The organism is Castellaniella sp. GW247-6E4, from assembly GCF_040276065.1.
Classification (GTDB): domain Bacteria; phylum Pseudomonadota; class Gammaproteobacteria; order Burkholderiales; family Burkholderiaceae_B; genus Castellaniella.
In genome coordinates this window covers 1-19,667 of the sequence record NZ_JBELOI010000020.1, presented here as the reverse complement: position 1 = coordinate 19,667, position 19,667 = coordinate 1, and the positions used below count along the sequence as shown (strand labels likewise).

Genomic DNA, 19,667 nt, shown 5'->3' with positions numbered 1-19,667 from the left:
CCAGCCGTCGAATGACGGCCACACGGGTGAGGAAATTTGCGTGACCCCAACTGGGGAAATCTGGAAGACCCTTGACACCGGCTGGTCGACTGGATGATCGCGCTGCCCAAGGCGCTGGAACCAGACTATATGCGGGCATTGGAAGCCCTGGAACAGGAGCATGCAATGACATACATCACGACACCCGAGCGGGTTGGTTTGCGGCGGGGACGTGCCGAGGGACGCGTTGAAGGGCAGGCCGAGCTGCTGCTGCGGCAATTGGGCCGCCGGTTCGGCGCCATCCCCGACACTGCGACCGGACGCGTCCGCGCGGCGACTGCCGAGCAGCTCGAGACCTGGTCGCTGAATATCCTCGACGCCACGACCCTGGACGAGGTGTTCGGGGATTGAATCTCCCGCTCTCCGACGTTGCGGTTCCGACGCCAGCCTGTCATGCTGCATCCCAATGTCGAACGCATCCGCCGTGCGGGTTTGTACCCTCCCCGCTGATGCCCTGAAATGACACAATGCAAGCACCGCTGTCGCAAGCCGTCGGCTTTGCGCGCGGAGCAATGCCGGGTTCCACAGAAGAGCCTTGCGGGGAAATGCCATGAGGGGAATCTTGCCGTTGGGGATGGTCGCTGGATTGGCCGCAGCGGGATGCACCACCGCCCTCCAGACACGACACGTCGGCCCGGACCAGGCGCAGCCTGTCCAGGGCGTGCTGTACTCGCTGCCCATGGCGACGTTTGACGTCGAGGCGCAGGTGTTGGTGGTGTCGTGCGATCCGTCCAAGGTGGGCTCGCCCGATGGTCCCTTGGCCTACGAGCTGGCCGACGGCACGATCCGCAGCTATTTCGTACCCGATCCCAGCGAGACCTACAGCCTCGACTATGCCAAGCTGAATTCCGCGCTAAAGACCACGACGGCGGGGGTCACCCTGCATCCAAACGGGATGATCAAGACCATCAGCGCCAATATCGAGGATCGAACGGGCGAGGTCGCGGGGTCGGTGGTCAATACCGCGCTGAATCTATACAAGGCGAGTGTTGCGGGGCAGGCAATGCCGGGCCTGCAGGTCCAGGGTGGGGAAAAGGCAGCCACCGGGCCCCTGGCCGCACTCTGCGGGGCCATCAACAAGAACATCAGGACACGCAACGAATTGCTGGTCTTGCATATCCCGCACGCCAGGGCCGGGTTGGTCAAGGAAACCGCCAAGGAAACCACAAAGGAATCGACCAAGGAAACCGTCAAGGTCTTGCCCGAGGACTCTGCCCAGTTGGCGGGCCTCGAGGCACAATTGGCCGCCTTGACCCGGTCGCTCACGATCAAGCTGCGCCTGACCGCATGGGCGCCCACGCGGCAGGCCTCGCCGATCTGCAAGCCCTTGGACGCCCGCCAGAAGGTTTTCCTGGACACCTTCGCTCAACGAGAAAACCTGCAGCCCGTCACCAATGTGTCGGATGACGCGCGTTTTTCCTTGCAGGCTTGCGTGCAGCCACTCGTGGCCGCCGCCCAGCCGGTGCCGGGCGGCAACGGGGCGGCTGCGCCGATGGCCCGTACGGATTTGGCGGGCGACGCGGTCCGGCAGGGCGCGGTATATCGCACACCAGCCTATGGCAAGGTATGGGTCGAGGACACCAGGCCGTCCAGCCTGCCACGCATCGAGACCCAAGGCCCGATCAAGCTGCCCCAGTTCGGGACCAAGGGACTGGTGTGGCTCGAGAACCGGGGCTTTGACCGGAACAATATCGAGGTGGCGTTCGACGAGGATGGCTCGATGAGCAAGCTGGATTTTGGCGCCGACTCTCGCGCCGAGCATATGGCCGGCAGCCTGTCGGCGGCCTCTGCCTCCCTCGGCGAGGCGGCCGAGCTGCGCGCCAAGGCCCGCGAGGCACGCGCAAGCGAGGCGGCCACCCAGAGGACCAAGGCCCAGGAAGAGGAACTCGCCGGCCTGGATCACCAGATTGCGGTCCTGGAAAGGAGGAAACAGATCGAAAGTCTGCGCGCGGGGCTGCCCGGCCTGGATTGACTGAGGCGCTGCTGTGCGCCGGCGACGGCGGGCTCGTCTTGACGCTTGGCCCTTTGGCCAGGCAGCCGTATTTTCCACAGTGATCATTGGATCCGTTTCGGCGCCTTTTGAATAAAGAATTACAGGCCCTCGCCGGGCCTCGGCGGCTTGCGCCCGGGTCGCCCGACGGACAGGACCCGGCGCCCGACCAGGGCCGCCTCCGAGCGCTTCCCGGCCCCCTCAGCCCCGGCCGCCTCTACACCGACAAGCTCATCCTCGTGCGCTGCCGCGATGGCCGGTTCGCCAGGCTGCTGATCCACATCGAGGTCCAGGGTGGCACCAGCGGCCCCAAGGCCAGGCGCCTCTTTGCCCGGCGCATGTATCAGTATCGCTACCGCCTCGAGGACCGCTACGGCGGATCCGGCAATCACGCCCTCTACAGCCTGGGCATCCTCACCGCCAGCCGCGGCGGCGATTCCCACCTGGTCCACCACGACGAATTCCTCGGCCAGGGGGTGCGGTTCACCTTTCCGGTGGTGCACATGGCACAATGGCTGGACCGCTGGGACGCCCTCGAGGCCCTGGCACCCTCCAATCCGTTTGCCGTGGTCGTCATGGCGCAGTTGACCGCCCTGCGGTTTCGCCGCAAGGCGGCACGGCTCGACCCCAAGGTCGACCTCATGCGCCGCCTGGCCGGCTACGGATACGCCCGCGGCGACATCGACGCCCTGGCCCGGCTGGTCGACTGGATGATCGCGCTGCCCGAGGTGCTGGAACCAGACTATATGCGGGCATTGGAAGCCCTGGAACAGGAGCATGCAATGACATACATCACGACACCCGAGCGGGTCTATCTCCGACGCGAACGCGCCGAGGGACGAGTTGAAGGACGCGTCGAAGGGCAGGCCGAGCTGCTGCTGCGGCTATTGGCCCGCCGGTTCGGCGCCATTCCCGATACAGCGACCGGACGCGTCCGCGCGGCGACCGCCGAGCAGCTCGAGACCTGGTCGCTGAATATCCTCGACGCCACGACCCTGGACGAGGTGTTCGGGGATTGAATCTCCCGCTCTCCGACGTTGCGGTTCCGACGCCAGCCTGTCATGCTGCATCCCAACGTCGAACGCATCCGCCGTGCGGGTTTGTACCCTCCCCGCTGATGCCTGGGCATCCTCACCGCCAGCCGCGGCGGCGATTCACACCTGGTTCACCACGACGAGTTCCTCGGCCAGGGGGTGCGGTTCACCTTTCCAGTGGTGCACATGGCACAATGGCTGGACCGCTGGGACGCCCTCGAGGCCCTGGCACCCTCCAATCCGTTTGCCATGGTCGTCATGGCGCAGTTGACCGCCCTGCGGTTTCGCCGCAAGGCGGCAAGGCTTGACCCCAAGGTCGACCTCATGCGCCGCCTGGCCGGCGACGGATACGCCCGCGGCGACATCGACGCCCTGGTCAGGCTGGTCGACTGGATGATCGCCCTGCCCGAGGCGCTGGAACCAGACTATATGCGGGCATTGGAAGCCCTGGAACAGGAGCATGCAATGACATACATCACCACACCTGAGCGGGTTGGTTTGCGGCGGGGACGTGCCGAGGGACGCGTTGAAGGGCAGGCCGAGCTGCTGCTGCGGCTATTGGCCCGCCGGTTCGGCGCCATTCCCGATACAGCGACCGAACGCGTCCGCGCGGCGACTGCCGAGCAACTCGAGACCTGGTCGCTGAATATCCTCGACGCCACGACCCTGGACGAGGTGTTCGGCGACTGAGCTCCACATACTGATCGGCCCGGTCCCGCGCTAAAATCCCCGCATGAGCTCGCCCGACCCCGCCTTCTACCACCCCGCCCCGCGCACACAGCGGTTCTGCTCGCAATGCGGCCACACCCTCAGCCGCGAGATTCCGCCCGACGACAACCGCATCCGCGACCTGTGCACGCACTGCGGCGCGGTGCACTATCAGAATCCGCGCAATGTCGTGGGCGTGGTGCCCATCCTGGACGACCGCGTGCTGCTGTGCCGCCGGGCGATCGAGCCGCGTCATGGAAAATGGACGCTGCCGGCCGGCTTCATGGAGCTGGGCGAGACCACCGAACAGGGCGCTGAGCGGGAAAACCAGGAGGAATCGGGCGCGCGGATCCGGATCCGATCCTTATTTACCGTGATTGACGTGCCCTCAGTGAACCAGGTGCACTTCTACTACCTGGCCGACGTGTTGGGGCCACAGCTCGCGCCAGGGCCGGAAACGCTTGAGGCCGGATTCTTTCCCCTGGACGCCATCCCCTGGAAAGAACTGTCGTTCCGCACGGTCCACACGACCCTGGAGCACTATCTGAACGATCGCCGTGATGGGACCTTTCCCACGCACCGCTACGCGATCGACTTCCGTTTCCCGGACTGAGGACACTGGCGGGCACGCCATGCGGCTGACCTGGATCGATGCCGACACCCCTTTGCCCGACCCCTCGGCCGGCTTGCCCGGCGGCTTGGTGGCGGCGGGGCTGGACCTGTCGCCGGCGCGCCTGGACGAGGCCTACCGCAAGGGCTTGTTCCCCTGGTACAGCCCCGGCGACCCCGTGCTGTGGTGGAGCCCGGATCCGCGCATGGTGCTGTCCTGCGCCGACTTGCGCATCTCGCATTCGCTCGCCAAGCGCGTGCGCCAGTTCAACCGCGATCCGCGGGCACCGGACGCCCCGCTCAGGGTCACGACCGATCTCGCCTTTGGCGAGGTGATCCGCGCCTGCGCGCAACGCCACGACGAGCGCCTGGGCATCGGCGCGGCGCGCGCGGGCATTCCCTGGCCGGCAACGCCGGCGGACGCGGGCCGCGACGCGACCTGGATCACGCCGGACATCATCGCCGTCTACGAGGCCTGGCACCGCATGGGACGGGCGCACAGCGTCGAAACCTGGATCGACGGACGCCTGGCCGGCGGCCTGTACGGAGTCTCGATCGGGCGGTGCTTTTTCGGGGAATCGATGTTCAGCCGCGCGACCGACGCGAGCAAGGTGGCACTGGCGTACCTGGTGGCGCATCTGCGCCGTCACGGGGTGCCCTGGATCGACTGCCAGCAAGAGACGCCGCACTTGGCCCGCCTGGGCGCGGCGCCGGTGCCGCGCGCGCGGTTCCTGGCCCGCCTGGCGGCCCTCAGGGACGAGGCGCCGCCGCCCTGGCCGCGCGGGCGGCTGACGATGGACGGGACGAGCCTGGACGAGGAATAGTCCGGATGCCACAATAGCCATGACCCATCCAGGCGCGGCCATGAGCAATCCCAGCGAATCGATCTTCAGGAAACTGCAGTTCTATACGACCGCCAGCTATCCCTGCAGCTATCTGCCCGGGCGCATGGCGCGTTCCGAGGTGGCCGCGCCGGCGCACCTGGTCGACGACGCCGCCTATTCGCGCCTGATCGAGCAGGGGTTCCGCCGCAGCGGCCTGTTTACCTATCGCCCCGACTGCGATACCTGCCAGGCCTGCATCCCGATCCGCGTGGACGTGCGCCGCTTTCAGCGCGACCGCACGCAGCGCAAGCTCTGGAACCGTATGCGCGCGATGCGGGTCAAGGTCTCTCCCTTGCACTGGGACGCGCGCCATTTCGACCTGTACCAACGCTACCAGTCGCGGCGTCACCCCGGCGCGGGCATGGACCAGGACGACCAGGCGCAATACACGCAATTCCTGCTGACCAGCCGGGTGCGCTCGGACATGGCGGAATTCACCGACGCCGACGGCGTGGTGCGCATGGTGGCGATCATGGACCGCGTGGACACCGGGATTTCAGCGGTCTATACCTTTTACGATCCCGACTGGCGGGGCAGCCTGGGCACCTACGGGATTCTGTGGCAACTGGATTACTGCCGGCACCTGGGGTTGCAATGGCTGTACCTGGGCTACTGGATCGAGGAAAGCCACAAGATGGCCTACAAGTCGCGCTTCCGGCCCCACCAGATCCTGCGCGGCGGCGTCTGGATCGAACCGGCACCGCGCTGATGATCGACCTGGGAGGGCTGCGTCGTGTTCCATAGGACAATTTCGACGCAGCCGCATTGAGAAGCCGCAAAAAATACTGCACACTCTATCGCAGGCGCCATTCAGACGCATCTGATATTGGGTAAGGCTCTTGCGTAACGACCCGCAACTTGCTAAGCTGGAGCGTGATAACCCCCATGTCTTAGACATGGGCTGCGGGGCCTCTTCGGAGGCCCTTGCTTTTAGGTTTTCAACAATGAGAAGAACATCTGTCTACATCGACGGTTTCAATCTCTACTACTCGACGCTGAAAAGCACGGGTTTCAAATGGCTGGACCTCAAAAGCTTATGCCAGAAAGTTCTCCGCCCGGAAAACGATATCAACTGCATCAAATACTTCACGGCGGATGTCAGCCCCAAACCCTCTGACCCCGATGTGCATATTCGCCAACAGGTGTTCTTTCGGGCTCTGCGCGCTCATATCCCCGAGCTTGAGATCATCAAAGGGCAATTTTCCAGTCATATTGTCACGAAGAAACTATACCCTCCCATCAACGGCCAGCGGCATGCCACCGTCCTGGAGACAAACGCGCATTGGCCAACTCCCAAATGCCGGACATTGTGATCCCGGTCGGCGGGAACCCCATCCGCAAACCAACACGCTGGTAACCGCGCCGCGCAATGCCGCCTCGCGGGTCGGCGTGTCCCATTGCGCCGGCCGATCGGTAAAATAGGCGTCTGCCCACCCTCCCAACCACCTCGGATGCCCATGCCTTTTCTGTTTCAAGCCTATCCGCTTGCGCGCGCTGCGCTGTTTTCCATGGACGCCGAGCGTGCGCACGAATTGACGCTGAGCATGCTGCGCCGGACGCACGATTGCGGTGTCACGCGCGCGCTGCTGACGCGGCGCCCCGCCCTGCCGCGCACGGTGATGGGCCTGCACTTGCGCAATCCGGTGGGCCTGGCCGCGGGCCTGGACAAGAACGGCGCCTACATCGATGCGCTGTCGGGGCTGGGATTCGGCTTCATCGAGGTGGGCACGGTGACGCCCCGGGCGCAACCGGGCAACCCCAAGCCGCGCATGTTCCGCCTGCCGCGCGCGCGCTGCCTGATCAACCGCATGGGCTTCAACAACGACGGCCTGGACGCCTTCATCGCCAATGTGCGGCGCAGCCGCTGGCGCGCCGAGGGCGGCATCCTGGGCCTGAACATCGGCAAGAACGCCGACACGCCGATCGAGCGCGCGATCGACGATTACCTGATGGGCCTGGACGGGGTGTATCCGCACGCGGACTATGTGACGGTGAACATTTCCTCGCCCAACACGCGCAATCTGCGCAGCCTGCAAAGCCACGACGCGCTGGATGCGCTGCTGGGGGCGCTGCGCGAGCGGCGCGAGGCGCTGGCCGACCAACACGGGCGGCGCACGCCGCTGGTGATCAAGATCGCGCCCGATCTGGACGAGGCCGGGATCGATGCGATTGCCGAGCTCGTGCCACGCCACGGGATCGACGGCATCATCGCCACCAACACGACGCTGGCGCGCGAGGCGGTGCGCGGCCTGCCCTACGAGGACGAGGCGGGCGGCCTGTCGGGCCCACCGGTGCACGCATTGTCGCTGACGGTGATCCGGCGCCTGCGCGAGCACCTGGGCCGCGAGACGGCCATCATAGGGGTGGGCGGAATCGAGTCGGGCCGCCAGGCGGTGGAAAAGATGCAGGCCGGCGCCGACGCGGTGCAGCTCTACACCGGATTGATCTACCGGGGTCCGGAGCTGGTCAATGAATGTGTCCAGGCCCTGGCGGCGCCGACCGCCTGAGCCCACCGAGGCCAGTCACTGGATGACCACGACCGGTTGAATCATGGTTTACCCCTAAATCTCGCGCTCGAACGAAACAATCAGTACTAAACTCGCTCCAAGTCCTTGCGTGACGCGCCTGGCTGAAATATGACCGCTACGCAGCTCTCTTCCCATCATCCGGGGGGGTAGCGCCGCCGCATGCAGCATCTCACCTGACGACCTGCCCCCTCCTTCCCACAAGGAGGCAGGTCATGTCACCCCATACCCTCGATCCCGGCCCGGATCGCCCTCTCGCTTCCCGCCTTGCCGCCCGTCATGACGCCACGCGGCGCCGCATCCTGCAGGCTGGCGGCCTGGCCGGCCTCGCGGCCATCGGCGCCCCGCTGATTCCTCTGCGCGCCCTGGCGGCCGGCAAAACCCTGAAGATCCTGCAATGGAGCCATTTCGTACCGACCTACGACACATGGTTCGATGCCTTCGCCAAGGCCTGGGGCGAGGCCCATGGCGTACAGGTCGTCGTCGACCACATCAATATCGGCGACCTGGTCACCACCACGACCTCCGAAATGTCGGCCGGCTCGGGCCACGACATCATCGAACTCGGCCCCGAGGCGGCCCAGTTCACGCCCAATGTCCTGGACATGGCCGACATCAATCAGCAGGCGGCCAAGCAATTCGGCAAAGTGTTCGGCGTCATCCCGCGAATCTCCTACAACCCCGTGGTCAAGTCCTGGTACGCGTTCTGCCACGGCTGGACCATCGACTGCGGCGACTACCGGCGCAGCCTGTGGGAAAAGGCGGGCCTGGCAAATGGCCCCGACACCTGGATGCAATTGCTCGAGATCGGCGAGAAAATTCGCAAGGATCAAGGCGTGCAGGTCGGCATCGGCATGTCGCAGGAACTGGACTCGAACATGGTGGCGCGCTCGGTCCTGTGGTCCTGGGGCGCCTCGGTGCAGGACGAGGACGACAATGTGATCCTGGGCGATGGCGAGAACCGCACACGCGCCATCGAGGCGGTGAAGTACATGGTGGACCTGTATCACCGGACCATGACGCCGGCGGTGTTCGCCTGGAACGCGGCCTCGAACAACCAGGATCTGATCGCGGGCAAGGCCTCGTACATCGTGAACTCGATATCGGCCTACCGCTCGGCCCAGCAGACCAAGCCCGACATCGCCAAGGATGTGTTTTTCACCGGCCCGCTGGCTGGCCCGCGCGGCGACCGCTGGGCCAATGTGCACGTGCTGTACAACTACATCATCCCCAAGTTCGCCAAGGCGCGCGAGGACCTCGCCAAGCAATTCGTCCTGCACCTGACCGAGAACTACGACCAGGCGATGTACCACAGCAAGCTCTACAACACGCCCAGCTATTTCGATACGACGGTGCCCACGGGCGACCGGGGCTATCCGGCGGTCCAAGGGGCGCAGACGCTGAAAAACCTTAATGATGCGTGGTTCGCCAAGGACCCGTTCCGCCTGGACGGCGAGGCCGAGGGCAAGCTGCAGCCCCTCACCTCGGCCACGGAATGGACGACGAACCTGGGCCATCCGGGCTATTCGAACCCGGCGGTGGGCGAGGTGTTCAACACCTTCATTCTGCCCAATATGATGGCCAAGGCCGCGCGCGGCGACCTCACGCCCGAGCAGGCGGTGGACGAGGCCGCCGGGCAGGCGAAATCCATCTATGCCCAGTGGCGCGGGCGCGGGCTGATCGGCGGCGGCAAGGCGTAAAGGAAACCGCATGGCCAGCCTGAGCATCGAACGCCTGAGCACGACCTACGCACGCGGCAAAGTCAAGGCCGTCGACGATGTCAGCCTCGAGGTCCCCGACGGGGAATTCCTCGTCCTGCTCGGGGCCTCGGGCTCGGGCAAGACCACGCTGATGCGCACCATCGCGGGCCTGGAGCGGCCCTCGTCCGGGACGATCCGCATCGACGGCCAGGTGGCCAACGACGAGCCGCCGCGCCGGCGCAATATCGCAATGGTGTTCCAGAGCTATGCGCTGTATCCGCACAAGACCGTGGCGGGCAACATCGCCTTTCCGCTGGAGGCGGGTCGCCTGCCGGCGGCCCAGATCCGGGAAAAAGTCATGTGGGCAGCCAAACTGTTCGGCATCGACCACCTGCTCGCGCGCAAGCCGCGCGAGCTGTCCGGCGGCGAGCGCCAGCGCGTGGCCCTGGCCCGCGCACTGGTGCGCACACCCAGCCTGTTCCTGATGGATGAACCGCTGTCGAACCTGGATGCCAAGCTGCGCCACGCGGCGCGGCGCGAGTTCAAGCGCCTGCACCAGCAAACCGGCATCACCACGCTGTACGTCACGCATGACCAGGTCGAGGCGATGGGCCTGGGCCAGCGGGTGGCGGTGATGAACCACGGCCGCATCGAGCAGGTCGGCACGCCCCACGAGATCTATCACGAGCCGGCCAATACCTTTGTCGCGCAGTTCATGGGATCGCCGCCGATGAACCTGATCACCGAGGGCGACTGGCTGCTGGGCTTCCATCCGGAGGACGCCTGGCGGCCGGACGGACCGATGCCCGAGCGGCATTACCCGCTGCCCCTCACGATCCGCCAGGTCGAGGCGCTGGGCGCCGATGCGCTGGTCTACGCGGAGCTGGACGGCGGGCGCGGCGAAATCATCCTGAGGCTGCCCGAGCGCGGCGCGGCGGGGCTGGCGGCGGGCGAATCCGCGACGTTCTGCGTGGCGCGCGAGCGGATGCGGCGCTTTGATGCGCGCACAGGACGGCGCGAGGCGGCGGGATGATGCACACGTCCCGCCTCAGCCTGGGCCAGCGCGACACACTGCTGGCCATGGGCATGGTGCTGCCCGCCATCCTCTACATCACCGTGATGCTGGGCGTCCCGATCGTGCTGGCGGTGGTCTACAGCCTGAACGACGTCACCACCGGCAGCCCGGTGATGCGCTTCATCGGCCTGGAGAACTTCCGGGCGCTGCTGGATACGCCGGACTTCATGGGCGCCATCGGCAATACCTTCAACATCACCCTCAGCACACTCATCGGCGTGCTGGTCCTCGGGACGATTCAGGCCGAGCTGCTGATGCGCCCGGTCCGCGGCAAGTGGCTGGTCCGCTTTCTGATCCTGCTGCCCTGGACGGCGCCGGCCTCGCTCAGCGCGATCGCCTGGCTGTGGATGCTGGACTCGACCTTCAGCCCGATCGACTGGGTCCTGCGCGGCCTGGGACTGCTGGGCCATCCGGGGGCGCTGTTCGGAGACTTCGACAATACGTTCTGGCTGGGGCGCAGCGGCCTGGCCCTGTTCTCCATCATCCTGGTCAACGTCTGGCGCCTGCTGCCGCTCGCCACGGTCATCATCCTGGCGGGGCTCAACGGCGTGCCGCGCGACATCCTCGAGCAGTCCGAAATCGACGGCGCGGGATACTTCCGGCGGCTGTTCCACGTCATCCTGCCCATGCTCATCCCGGTGTTCGGCGTGACGATCCTGTTTACCTTCGTGTTCGTCTTCACGGACATCGTCACGGTGTTCATCCTGACGCGCGGTGGGCCGGCCAACGCCACGCAGGTGCTGCCGACGCTGGCGTTCTTCACCGGCGTGCAGGGTGGATCGCTGGGACGCGGCGCGGCCACCGCCCTGTTCCTGCTGCCGGTGCTGGCGGCGGTCTCGATCGTGATCCTGGCACTGATCCGCCGGCGGGAAATCTGAGGCCACCCATGAGTGCTCCATCCCTGACCACGCCGCCCGCGCACGCCGACCACCACCCGGCGCGCAGGGGCGGCCTGTACCTCGCCACGGCCTTGTTCGTGGTGTTCGCGGCCCTGCCTTTCTATGTGATGCTGATCACCAGCTTCAAGACGCAGGCGGACATTTTCTCGCCCGAGATCAATCCGTTCTGGTTCTCGCAGGCGCCCACGCTCGACAATTTGCGCCTGCTGTTCGAGCAGACGCAATTCGTGCAGTGGCTGCTGAACACCGCCTATGTGGGCCTGGCGGTGGTGGCGATCACCCTGGTTCTGTCGGTGCCGGCGGCCTACGGCCTGGCGCGCATCGCGGGCGGCTGGGGCGAGACCCTGGGAATCGGCATCTTTCTCAGCTACCTGGTGCCGCCCACCCTGCTGTTCATCCCGTTCTCGAAGGTCATCGCCTTTCTCGGCCTGCAGAATTCCCTATGGGCGCTGATCGTGGCCTACCCGACCTTCACGGTGCCGTTCTGCACCTGGCTGCTGATGGGGTTCTTCAAGGGGATTCCGCGCGACATCGAGGAGCAGGCCATGATCGACGGCCACGGCCGTTTCAGTGCCTTTATGCACGTGGTGCTGCCGCTGGCGCTGCCCGGCCTCATGACGGTGGTGGTGTTCGCCTTCACGCTATCGACCAGCGAGTTCATCTACGCCCTGGCCTTCGTCACGCACACGGCCGACAAGACCATCGGCATCGCCGTGCCCACCGAGCTGATCCGCGGCGATGTCTATCACTGGGGGCCGCTGCTGGCGGGGGCCCTGATCGCCAGCATCCCGATCGCCGTGCTGTACACCTTCTTTATCGACCAACTGGTGGCGGGCCTGACGTCGGTCGCGCGTCGCTGAGGCGGGCGGCGCGCCGACGGCGCGCCCGGCGCAGGTCCTTGCGCCGCATGTACCAGTAATGCGCCCGGTCCAGGTACAGGTAGATCACCGGCGTGGTGAACAGGGTCAGCGCCTGCGACAGGATCAGGCCGCCGACCATGGCATAGCCCAGGGGCTGGCGCAGCTCGGAGCCCGCGCCGGTGCCCAGCATCAGGGGCAAGCCGGCCAGCAGCGCGCATAGCGTGGTCATCATGATGGGCCGAAAGCGCAGCAGGCAGGCCTGATAGATGGCTTCGCGCGGCGGCAGGCCGCGCTCGCGTTCCGCATGCAGCGCAAAGTCGATCATCATGATGCCGTTTTTCTTGACGATGCCGATCAGCAGGATGATGCCGATGAGCGCGATCACGGTGAAGTCAAAGCCGCTGGCCATCAGGATCAGCAGGGCCCCGACACCGGCCGAGGGCAGCGTCGACAGAATGGTCAGCGGATGGATGTAGGACTCGTACAGCAGACCGAGCACGATGTAGACCGCCACCAGGGCCGCCGCGATCAGGTAGGGCTGTGAGGCCAGGGACTGCTCGAAGGCCTGGGCCGTGCCCTGGAACGAGCCGACCAGGCCCTGGGGCAGCGCCATGCTCGCCTCGACGCGCTTGATGGCGCGCACCGCATCGCCCAGCGAAGCGCCCTCGGCGAGGTTGAACGACAGGGTGACCGCCGGAAACTGGCCCTGGTGGTTGATGGACAGGTAGCCGGATTCCGACGTATCCACCCGCACCAGGCTCGAGAGCGGCACCTGCTGCCCGGTCAGCGGCGAGGTGATGCGCAGCTTCGAGAACAGATCGGGATCGCGCTGCAACGCGGGGGTGACCTCGAGGATCACCTGGTAGCTGTTGATCTGGGTAAAGTACTGGGCCACCTGGCGCTGGCCGATGGCGTTGTAGATGGTGTTGTCGATGAGCGCGGGCGAGATCCCCAGGCTGGCGGCGCGCGCGCGGTCGATGGTCACCACGGCGGTGGCTGCCTCATTTTGCTGGTCGCTGGCCACGTCGACGAGCTCGGGCAGGCCACGCAGGCGCGCCAGCAGGCGCGGCGCCCAGGTGTTCAGCTCGTTGAGGTCGGCGTCCATCAGGGTGTACTGGTACTGGGTGCGCGCCAGGCGTCCGCCCACGTTGATGTCCTGGCCGGCCTGCATGAACAGGCGGATGCCCGGGACCTCGTTCAAGGCCGGGCGCAGCCGGGCCATGACCTCTTGCACCGAGGCTTCGCGCCCGGCGCTCTTGGGCCGCAGGCTGATAAAGAAGCGCCCGGTGTTGAAGGTCGGCTGGTTGCTGCTCATCCCGTAGGCCATGACGTCGGGGTCCTGCCCCACCACCTTGGCCAGGGCCATCATGCGCTCGTTCATGGCGTCGAAGGACGCATCCTGCGAAGTCTCGGCCAGGCCGAATATGAAACCCGTGTCCTGCTCGGGAAAGAAGCCCTTGGGGATGACGATGAACAGGGCCACCGTGGCCGCCACGGTCGCGATGAAGCTGCACAGGGTGATGAAGCTATGGCGCAGGACCAGGTCCAGGCCGCGCCGGTAGAGGCCGAGCATGCGCTCGAAGCCGTGCTCGAAGGCGAGGTACAGGCGGCCGTGCCGGCGGCGCGGGTCGTGGGCCTTGAGGTAGCGCGAGCACAGCATGGGCGTGAGCGTCAGCGACACCAGGACCGAGACCATCACGGCGACGCTGACGGTCATGGCGAACTCGCGAAACAGCCGGCCGACGATGCCGCCCATCAGCAGCAGCGGGATGAAGACCGCGATCAGCGAGACCGAGATCGAGACGATGGTGAAGCCGATCTCGCGCGACCCCTTCAGGGCCGCCTCCATGGGCGGCATGCCCTCCTCGATGTGGCGGTAGATATTCTCGAGCATGACGATGGCGTCGTCGACCACGAAGCCCACCGAGATCGTCAGGGCCATCAGCGACAGATTGTCCAAGCTGTAGCCCAGCAGATACATCACGGCGATGGTGCCCAGCAGGGCGAGCGGAACGGTGGCGCTGGGGATCAGGGTGCCGGCGAGGTTGCGCAGGAACATGAAGATCACCATCACCACCAGGGTGATGGACAGCAGCAGCGTGAGCTCGACCTCGTGCACCGAGGCGCGGATGTTCTGGGTGCGGTCGATCAGGGTGCTGACGTGCACGGTGGGCGGTATCGAGGCCATGAGGCGCGGCATCGCGGCCCTGATGCGTTCGACCGTCTCGATGACGTTGGCCCCGGGCTGCTTGGTGATGCCGATCAGCAGGGTGCGCCCGTCGATGGCGCGGTCCTCGACGTCGGCCCCCAGGCCGCCGAAGGCCCAGGCGGCCTGCTTGCTGTCCTCGGCGCCGGGCACGGCCACGCCCACGTCGCGCACCCGGACCGGCGCGCCGTTGCGATAGGCCAGCACCACGTCGTTCCAGGGCTCGGCCGACAGGATCTGGTCGTTGGTGTAGACGGAATAGCTCTGGGAAGGCCCGTCGATCATGCCCTTGGGCTGGTTGACCGTGGTGGTGGCGATCACCCCGCGGATGGCCTCGAGGTCCAGCCCGAGGCTGGCGAGCTTGACCGGATCGACCTGGATGCGGATGGCGGGCTTTTGCTGGCCCCAGATATTGACCAGGCCCACGCCCTCGATCTGCGAGAGCTGCTGGGCAAAGATGTTGTCGGCGTAGTCGTTGACCTCGGTGATCGGCAGCACATCGGACTGGATGGTCAGGATCAGGATCGAGAAGTCGGCGGGATTGACCTTGCGGAAGGTCGGCGGATTGGGCAGGTTGGCCGGCAACTGGCGGGCGGCCGCGTTGATCGCGGTCTGGACGTCGAGGGCGGCACCGTCGATGTCCCGGTCCAGCTCGAACTGCAAGGTGATGCGTGTCGATCCGGCGGCGTTCTCGGAGGTCATCTGCGCCAGGCCCGCGATGGTCGAGAACTGGCGCTCGAGCGGCTGAGCGACACTGGTGGCCATCGTCTCGGGATCGCCCCCGGGCAGTTTCGCCGTCACCTGGATGGTGGGGAAATCGACCTGCGGCAACGAGGCCACGGGCAGCAGCGGGAACACCGCCAGGCCCACCAGGAACAGCGCGATGGCCAGCAGCGAGGTGCCGATGGGCCGCCGGATGAAGATCGCCGAGAGGTTCAAGGCCGGCCTCTCGGGGCTTCGCCCCCCTGCCCCGCGCCGGTATCGCCATCATCCCCGGCAGGCGGGACGGCGGCGCCCGCCGAGGCGCCGGCCAGCGGCGCGGCCTCGGGGTCGGCGGCCACGGTGCTGGCCGGCCCACTCGCCTGCGGGTCGGCGCCCGGGCTCACAGGTGGCGCGGCGGGCGCCGGGGCCGTGGCGGGCGCCGCCTCGGCCACATGCGCCCCCGGACGCACCTTGTATTGGCCGTCGGTGATGACACGCTCGCCCTCGGACAGGCCCTTGCCGATCAGCGCGAGCTCGTCCTGGATCAGGGTGATCTCGACGGCCCGGACCTGGGCGACGCCCGCCGCGTCCACCACATACACCAGCGGTCCCTCGGGGCCGCGCTGCACGGCCCGCGAGGGCACGACCAGCGCCCCGCGCCGCTCGCCCAGGATCAGGCGCAGGTCCACGTACTGGCCGGGCCACAGCGCATGGCCGGGATTGTCGAAGCGCGCCTTCAGGCGCAGCGTGCCGCTTTGCGCATCGATCTGGTTGTCGACCAGCACCACCCGGCCCTCGGCCAGCGGCTGCTCGCCGCCGGCGGTGTAGGCCAGGGCCCGCATGGCCCGCCCTTCGCGCAGGGCCTGGTTGACCTCCGCGTAGACGCTGTCGGGCACCGTGAAGGACACCGCAACCGGATCGACCTGATTAATGACCACCACGCCCTGGTTGGCCGCCGCGCGCACGATGTTGCCCGGATCGATCAACAGCGCGCCCGCGCGCCCGCTGATGGGCGCGGTGATACGCGTGTACGAGAGCTGGGTGCGCGCCGCGGCGACCTGGGCGGCGTCCGAGAGCAGGGTCGCCTGCAATTGCGCGACCTGGGCGCGCTGGGCGTCCAGGGTCTGGGGGGTGATCGCGTCGCGCTTGACCAGCGTCTCGTAGCGGCGCAGGTCCTGCTGCGCGTACTCCAGCGATGCGCGGTCGCGCGCCTGCTGGGCCAGTGCCTGGTCGAGCTGGGCCTTTTGCACACGGTCATCGAGCTGGGCGATGAGCTGACCCTCGGTGACGTCCTGCCCCTCGGTGAATCCGATGCGCTCGAGCTGACCATCGATGCGGGCCTGCACTGTCACGCTGGCCCAGGCCTCGACATTGCCCACGCCCAGCACGCGGATCGGCACGTCGCGCCGCTCGACGGACGCCATGCGCACCGGAACGGCGGCCGTGGCGGGGTTGGGGGCGGGGACCAGGACAGCGCGCGGCCGGCTGGCGAACCAGAGGATGGCCCCCAGAATCAGCAAAACCGGCAGGCCCAAGGCCAGGATCGTACGGCGGCGTGAGGAAACGGTGGCCATGAGACGTAATCTTGCGGTGACCGGGGGTCACCTGTATACGGATGTGTCGATACCCGCACGAGTATACGGGCACTTTCATCGCAAGGGGGCGGTCCCGGGGATTAATTTTCCAAGGCTGGCGCATCCAGCAGTGGCGCCGTCAGCCGCCTGCGCAAGGTGGCGCAGCGCGGTCAGCAGTTCCGCCTGATCGCCGTCTTCCGGAATGCCGCTGATCCCATCCAGCGCCGGGGCCGGACCGCTGCGCTACGGGTCGGCCATCGTCTTGTCCCGTCCGAGGCGTTTCATCGTCATGTCTCTGTTGCCGGTCTTGCCGATATTCGCAGAAAACCTGGCCGGGTGTTCGTGGATGGTTTGGCCGGTTATTACGGAGGTACCGCTGCGGATGAGGCTGTTTACGATCCAAAGCTATCGATTGGATAATCCTCCGGCATTGGATGTTTCAACGCAGCAGATGTTATGGCCTAACTGGCCCGACGAATCGAAATTTTCCGGTGGCTTCCAACTGCTTCTCCATTTTTCGAGCCACCTCTCTGCTTTTCGTTGTTTTAAAAAGAATATAGCAGTTTTCGAGAAGATATCGTTGACGATCCGCTTCGATTTTAAGATCAAACCCTTCGGCGGTCGAAAAATAAAGATGCTTGGTTAAAATCGAGCGTGTGCTTTTGATATCTGACGGATTTTTCCAGTCCCCATTGGGGCGAAGCAACAGGTATTTTTGCCTTGACTCCTTATGCTGCTGAAGGCGTCGCCTAAGATTTACACTAATGCCAACTTTCAGCGGAACATCGCCCAAGGTATAAATTTCATATATTCCAGGGCATTCAGGGACATCCTTCTCAATATCAGAAAAATTTGTGCGAATAAAATTTATCATGACAAATCATGAATATATGACGACTGCTTACGACTGGACTCGTGAAAATGCCAGCAACCTAGCGCTCTCCGAGCATTCATCGTTGCTAAACGTTGCCGTCCAGGCTGTGATGCGACGTCGTGGATGCCGATAGCGCGTGAACGCGCTACGCCTTTTTCTTTCCCTTTTTCGGGGGGATTGTGACGGTCTTCGCGTATACGTCGTTCACAGCTATCTTTAGAAGTTCGACCTTGTATCCAAAGCCCCGAAGCACCTTGCGCGTATTGACGAGATTGACCTTGGAGAAAAAAGGTAGATACAGGTCAGCGCCTGGCGCATCGCTGATGACGGCATAGGTGATTGTGAAGGATTCATGCTCCGGCTTCGGCTCGATCTTCAAAAGTTCGCGGTGGGACGGCGCAAGCTGTGCTCGGACTTTCTCACGAAATTTAGGGTCGATTTGAATGAGTTGACCGGATACGAAGCCTTGAGCGAACAGGTGGCTCAAGACGCTGGACTTACCGTACATCTTGACGTGGATCAGTTCGCGGTTGGATGAGAAAAGATCGCAGATCTCGACCTGGCCATGGCCTCCGCCGTGCATGACTTTCTTTTTGTCATCGAGCAGGTCGTAGATCGCGGGTTCGAGCGCTGCTACCTGTGCGTTATACGCCCCTTCTCCGCCACCCCGGTACTCGGGTAGCTTGATATTCGACAGCGGGATCGCCGCATAGTCTTGGTTCGTCCGTTCGACGAAATCCTTGGCGATACTGAACCACTTGCCGTCGTTCAGGACATGTGTGACACCGTCGAGTTCGATCTCCGCATAGAGGCACTTGAATACTGGCCACGACTTGAAAACCTTCTTATGGTCCGCGTCGGCGCAATGAACGTGGCGCGCACGCAGCACCTCAAGAGTGATCGGTCCATCGACAGTGCCGCGAAACCCCTCCATATTGATGTCAGGGTGAAGAATGCCGCCGCCGTAGGGTGAATACATGAACCCCTTGACCATCGTCCACTCGATGATTTCCGGAATCGACAGCCAGATGCCGTCGAATTGGTCTGCGGCCATTCTTGCTTCGAGGGCGTTCTCGAGGACGCTTATGACCGCTGCACTCTTGGTTGTCGAGATGTTGTTAACCCATTGATAGTCCTCTGCGTTTAGTTCGGCTTCGAAAAATTTCCGGTACTGATCGAGCAAAAACGGGAGGTCGGAAAGATCCAACTTGACCGAGACAGCCAGCGCGTCGCTGCCTGCCATGCGGTTGCCGAGGATCGGATTCTTGGGTGCGCCGACGATGGCCTTCAGCATGTCCTGCTCAACACTCAGGCCGAACTGATCCGGCGTCGTCTCCTGGCCGGATTGGATGCGCATGTGGCTCTCAATGGCATTCAGCGATTGCACATCGACGCAGCGGAACGTTTTGGGATCAACGGCATTGAGAGCGCAGAGAAGCCCGAAGCGCTCTTCGATCACATCATCTCTCAGAAGGAAGCGTCCGCCCTGACCGAAGGCCAAGACAAAACAGCGTTCGTTGATCTTGACGAAAAAGGCAGCAGCGACGCCCTCGACGGCCAGAACCTTCGGGTTGATGAACTCCTTAAATAGTGCCGACCATTTCGGCGGTGACGGAGGATTCTTCCTGACAAAAAGCTGTCCGGCCCCGTGGCCCGCGATGGCAACCTCAACGGGCGCGTCGCAGGCCTCGACCTTTATAACTTGGAGATTGGTCGTAAATTGCTGTTTGATGAGGAAGATGCTGAGATGGTTGACTTTCTTTTCTTGTGGCATCGCTGGTTCTCCTCCAGAAAAGTGCTTATGTGGCAAATTGGCCTTCGAGTCAACCGCCACTATCCTCAAAATTGAGGAGATCGACCACTAACCGTGCAGCACCGTTTTCTTCAAAACCTGATGGCCACACGCTGCCTTGACGTCCTCCCGTAAAAGTGGACAGCTCAGAAGTAGAGAAATCCGGCGATACTAAGCCCTCAGGAGGGCCCCGCCA

Annotated in this window: 17 protein-coding genes; 13 read left to right on the top strand and 4 right to left on the bottom strand. The window is 64.7% G+C overall.

What is annotated here, in order from left to right; all coding sequences use genetic code 11:
• Positions 1-93 precede the first annotated feature (93 nt).
• The 13 genes from ABS761_RS16395 to ABS761_RS16335 all read left to right on the top strand — a co-directional run bounded on the left by ABS761_RS16395 (position 94) and on the right by ABS761_RS16335 (position 12,323).
• Positions 94-390 (top strand): DUF4351 domain-containing protein, encoded by a 297-nt coding sequence (locus tag ABS761_RS16395; RefSeq protein WP_350409461.1) that lies wholly within the window; start codon positions 94-96, stop codon positions 388-390.
• 199 nt (positions 391-589) lie between these two features.
• Complete coding sequence (locus ABS761_RS16390) at positions 590-2,011, top strand: hypothetical protein (RefSeq protein ID WP_350409460.1); 1,422 nt, start codon at positions 590-592, stop codon at positions 2,009-2,011.
• A 107-nt stretch (positions 2,012-2,118) separates the two neighbouring features.
• Positions 2,119-3,048 (top strand): DUF4351 domain-containing protein, encoded by a 930-nt coding sequence (locus ABS761_RS16385; RefSeq protein WP_350409458.1) that lies wholly within the window; start codon positions 2,119-2,121, stop codon positions 3,046-3,048.
• Between the two features lie 174 nt (positions 3,049-3,222).
• Entirely contained in the window at positions 3,223-3,753 is a 531-nt protein-coding gene (locus tag ABS761_RS16380) for a DUF4351 domain-containing protein (protein ID WP_350409456.1), read from the top strand.
• Between the two features lie 43 nt (positions 3,754-3,796).
• Positions 3,797-4,384, top strand: a complete 588-nt coding sequence (locus tag ABS761_RS16375) for an NUDIX hydrolase (protein WP_350409455.1) — start codon at positions 3,797-3,799, stop codon at positions 4,382-4,384.
• Between the two features lie 19 nt (positions 4,385-4,403).
• Complete coding sequence (gene aat / locus ABS761_RS16370; protein WP_350409454.1) at positions 4,404-5,204, top strand: leucyl/phenylalanyl-tRNA--protein transferase; 801 nt, start codon at positions 4,404-4,406, stop codon at positions 5,202-5,204.
• 40 nt (positions 5,205-5,244) lie between these two features.
• Positions 5,245-5,973, top strand: a complete 729-nt coding sequence (locus tag ABS761_RS16365) for an arginyltransferase (RefSeq protein WP_350409452.1) — start codon at positions 5,245-5,247, stop codon at positions 5,971-5,973.
• A 130-nt stretch (positions 5,974-6,103) separates the two neighbouring features.
• Positions 6,104-6,577: an NYN domain-containing protein gene (locus ABS761_RS16360; RefSeq protein WP_350409450.1), complete on the top strand. Its 474-nt coding sequence runs from the start codon at positions 6,104-6,106 to the stop codon at positions 6,575-6,577.
• 144 nt (positions 6,578-6,721) lie between these two features.
• Positions 6,722-7,771 carry a quinone-dependent dihydroorotate dehydrogenase gene (locus ABS761_RS16355; RefSeq protein WP_350409449.1) on the top strand — a complete coding sequence of 350 codons (1,050 nt, stop codon included), beginning with the start codon at positions 6,722-6,724 and terminating at the stop codon, positions 7,769-7,771.
• A 233-nt stretch (positions 7,772-8,004) separates the two neighbouring features.
• Entirely contained in the window at positions 8,005-9,489 is a 1,485-nt protein-coding gene (locus tag ABS761_RS16350) for an ABC transporter substrate-binding protein (protein WP_350409448.1), read from the top strand.
• A 10-nt stretch (positions 9,490-9,499) separates the two neighbouring features.
• Positions 9,500-10,522 carry an ABC transporter ATP-binding protein gene (locus ABS761_RS16345; RefSeq protein ID WP_350409446.1) on the top strand — a complete coding sequence of 341 codons (1,023 nt, stop codon included), beginning with the start codon at positions 9,500-9,502 and terminating at the stop codon, positions 10,520-10,522.
• Positions 10,519-11,442, top strand: coding sequence for a carbohydrate ABC transporter permease (locus ABS761_RS16340; protein WP_350409445.1), 924 nt, complete (start codon positions 10,519-10,521; stop codon positions 11,440-11,442). Before ABS761_RS16345 ends, ABS761_RS16340 begins: the two co-directional genes overlap by 4 nt.
• 8 nt (positions 11,443-11,450) lie before the next feature.
• The gene (locus ABS761_RS16335; RefSeq protein ID WP_350409443.1) at positions 11,451-12,323 is read left to right on the top strand and encodes a carbohydrate ABC transporter permease; all 873 of its coding nucleotides are present in this window, start codon (positions 11,451-11,453) and stop codon (positions 12,321-12,323) included.
• Here the strand turns inward: ABS761_RS16335 and ABS761_RS16330 are convergent.
• The 4 genes from ABS761_RS16330 to ABS761_RS16315 form a co-directional block, all read right to left on the bottom strand.
• A complete protein-coding gene (locus ABS761_RS16330; protein WP_350409441.1) occupies positions 12,277-15,468 on the bottom strand; it encodes an efflux RND transporter permease subunit in 3,192 nt (1,063 codons plus the stop codon). The genes ABS761_RS16335 and ABS761_RS16330 overlap by 47 nt on opposite strands.
• The gene (locus ABS761_RS16325) at positions 15,465-16,805 is read right to left on the bottom strand and encodes an efflux RND transporter periplasmic adaptor subunit (protein WP_350409440.1); all 1,341 of its coding nucleotides are present in this window, start codon (positions 16,803-16,805) and stop codon (positions 15,465-15,467) included. The genes ABS761_RS16330 and ABS761_RS16325 overlap by 4 nt, the downstream gene beginning before the upstream one ends.
• Positions 16,806-17,259: 454 nt before the next feature.
• Positions 17,260-17,679 carry a hypothetical protein gene (locus ABS761_RS16320; RefSeq protein ID WP_350409439.1) on the bottom strand — a complete coding sequence of 140 codons (420 nt, stop codon included), beginning with the start codon at positions 17,677-17,679 and terminating at the stop codon, positions 17,260-17,262.
• A 145-nt stretch (positions 17,680-17,824) separates the two neighbouring features.
• Positions 17,825-19,453, bottom strand: a complete 1,629-nt coding sequence (locus ABS761_RS16315) for a TIGR04141 family sporadically distributed protein (RefSeq protein WP_350409438.1) — start codon at positions 19,451-19,453, stop codon at positions 17,825-17,827.
• Positions 19,454-19,667: the final 214 nt, after the last annotated feature.

Excerpts from the sequence above, each read along its gene's own strand:
- ABS761_RS16345 (WP_350409446.1), top strand. The coding sequence starts at position 9,500 with ATGGCCAGCCTGAGCATCGAACGCCTGAGCACGACCTACGCACGCGGC.
- ABS761_RS16335 (WP_350409443.1), top strand. The coding sequence starts at position 11,451 with ATGAGTGCTCCATCCCTGACCACGCCGCCCGCGCACGCCGACCACCAC.
- ABS761_RS16350 (WP_350409448.1), top strand. The coding sequence starts at position 8,005 with ATGTCACCCCATACCCTCGATCCCGGCCCGGATCGCCCTCTCGCTTCC.
- ABS761_RS16365 (WP_350409452.1), top strand. The coding sequence starts at position 5,245 with ATGAGCAATCCCAGCGAATCGATCTTCAGGAAACTGCAGTTCTATACG.
- aat (WP_350409454.1), top strand. The coding sequence starts at position 4,404 with ATGCGGCTGACCTGGATCGATGCCGACACCCCTTTGCCCGACCCCTCG.
- ABS761_RS16395 (WP_350409461.1), top strand. The coding sequence starts at position 94 with ATGATCGCGCTGCCCAAGGCGCTGGAACCAGACTATATGCGGGCATTG.
- ABS761_RS16355 (WP_350409449.1), top strand. The coding sequence starts at position 6,722 with ATGCCTTTTCTGTTTCAAGCCTATCCGCTTGCGCGCGCTGCGCTGTTT.
- ABS761_RS16340 (WP_350409445.1), top strand. The coding sequence starts at position 10,519 with ATGATGCACACGTCCCGCCTCAGCCTGGGCCAGCGCGACACACTGCTG.
- ABS761_RS16375 (WP_350409455.1), top strand. The coding sequence starts at position 3,797 with ATGAGCTCGCCCGACCCCGCCTTCTACCACCCCGCCCCGCGCACACAG.
- ABS761_RS16315 (WP_350409438.1), bottom strand. The coding sequence starts at position 19,453 with ATGCCACAAGAAAAGAAAGTCAACCATCTCAGCATCTTCCTCATCAAA.
- ABS761_RS16325 (WP_350409440.1), bottom strand. The coding sequence starts at position 16,805 with ATGGCCACCGTTTCCTCACGCCGCCGTACGATCCTGGCCTTGGGCCTG.
- ABS761_RS16320 (WP_350409439.1), bottom strand. The coding sequence starts at position 17,679 with ATGATAAATTTTATTCGCACAAATTTTTCTGATATTGAGAAGGATGTC.
- ABS761_RS16390 (WP_350409460.1), top strand. The coding sequence starts at position 590 with ATGAGGGGAATCTTGCCGTTGGGGATGGTCGCTGGATTGGCCGCAGCG.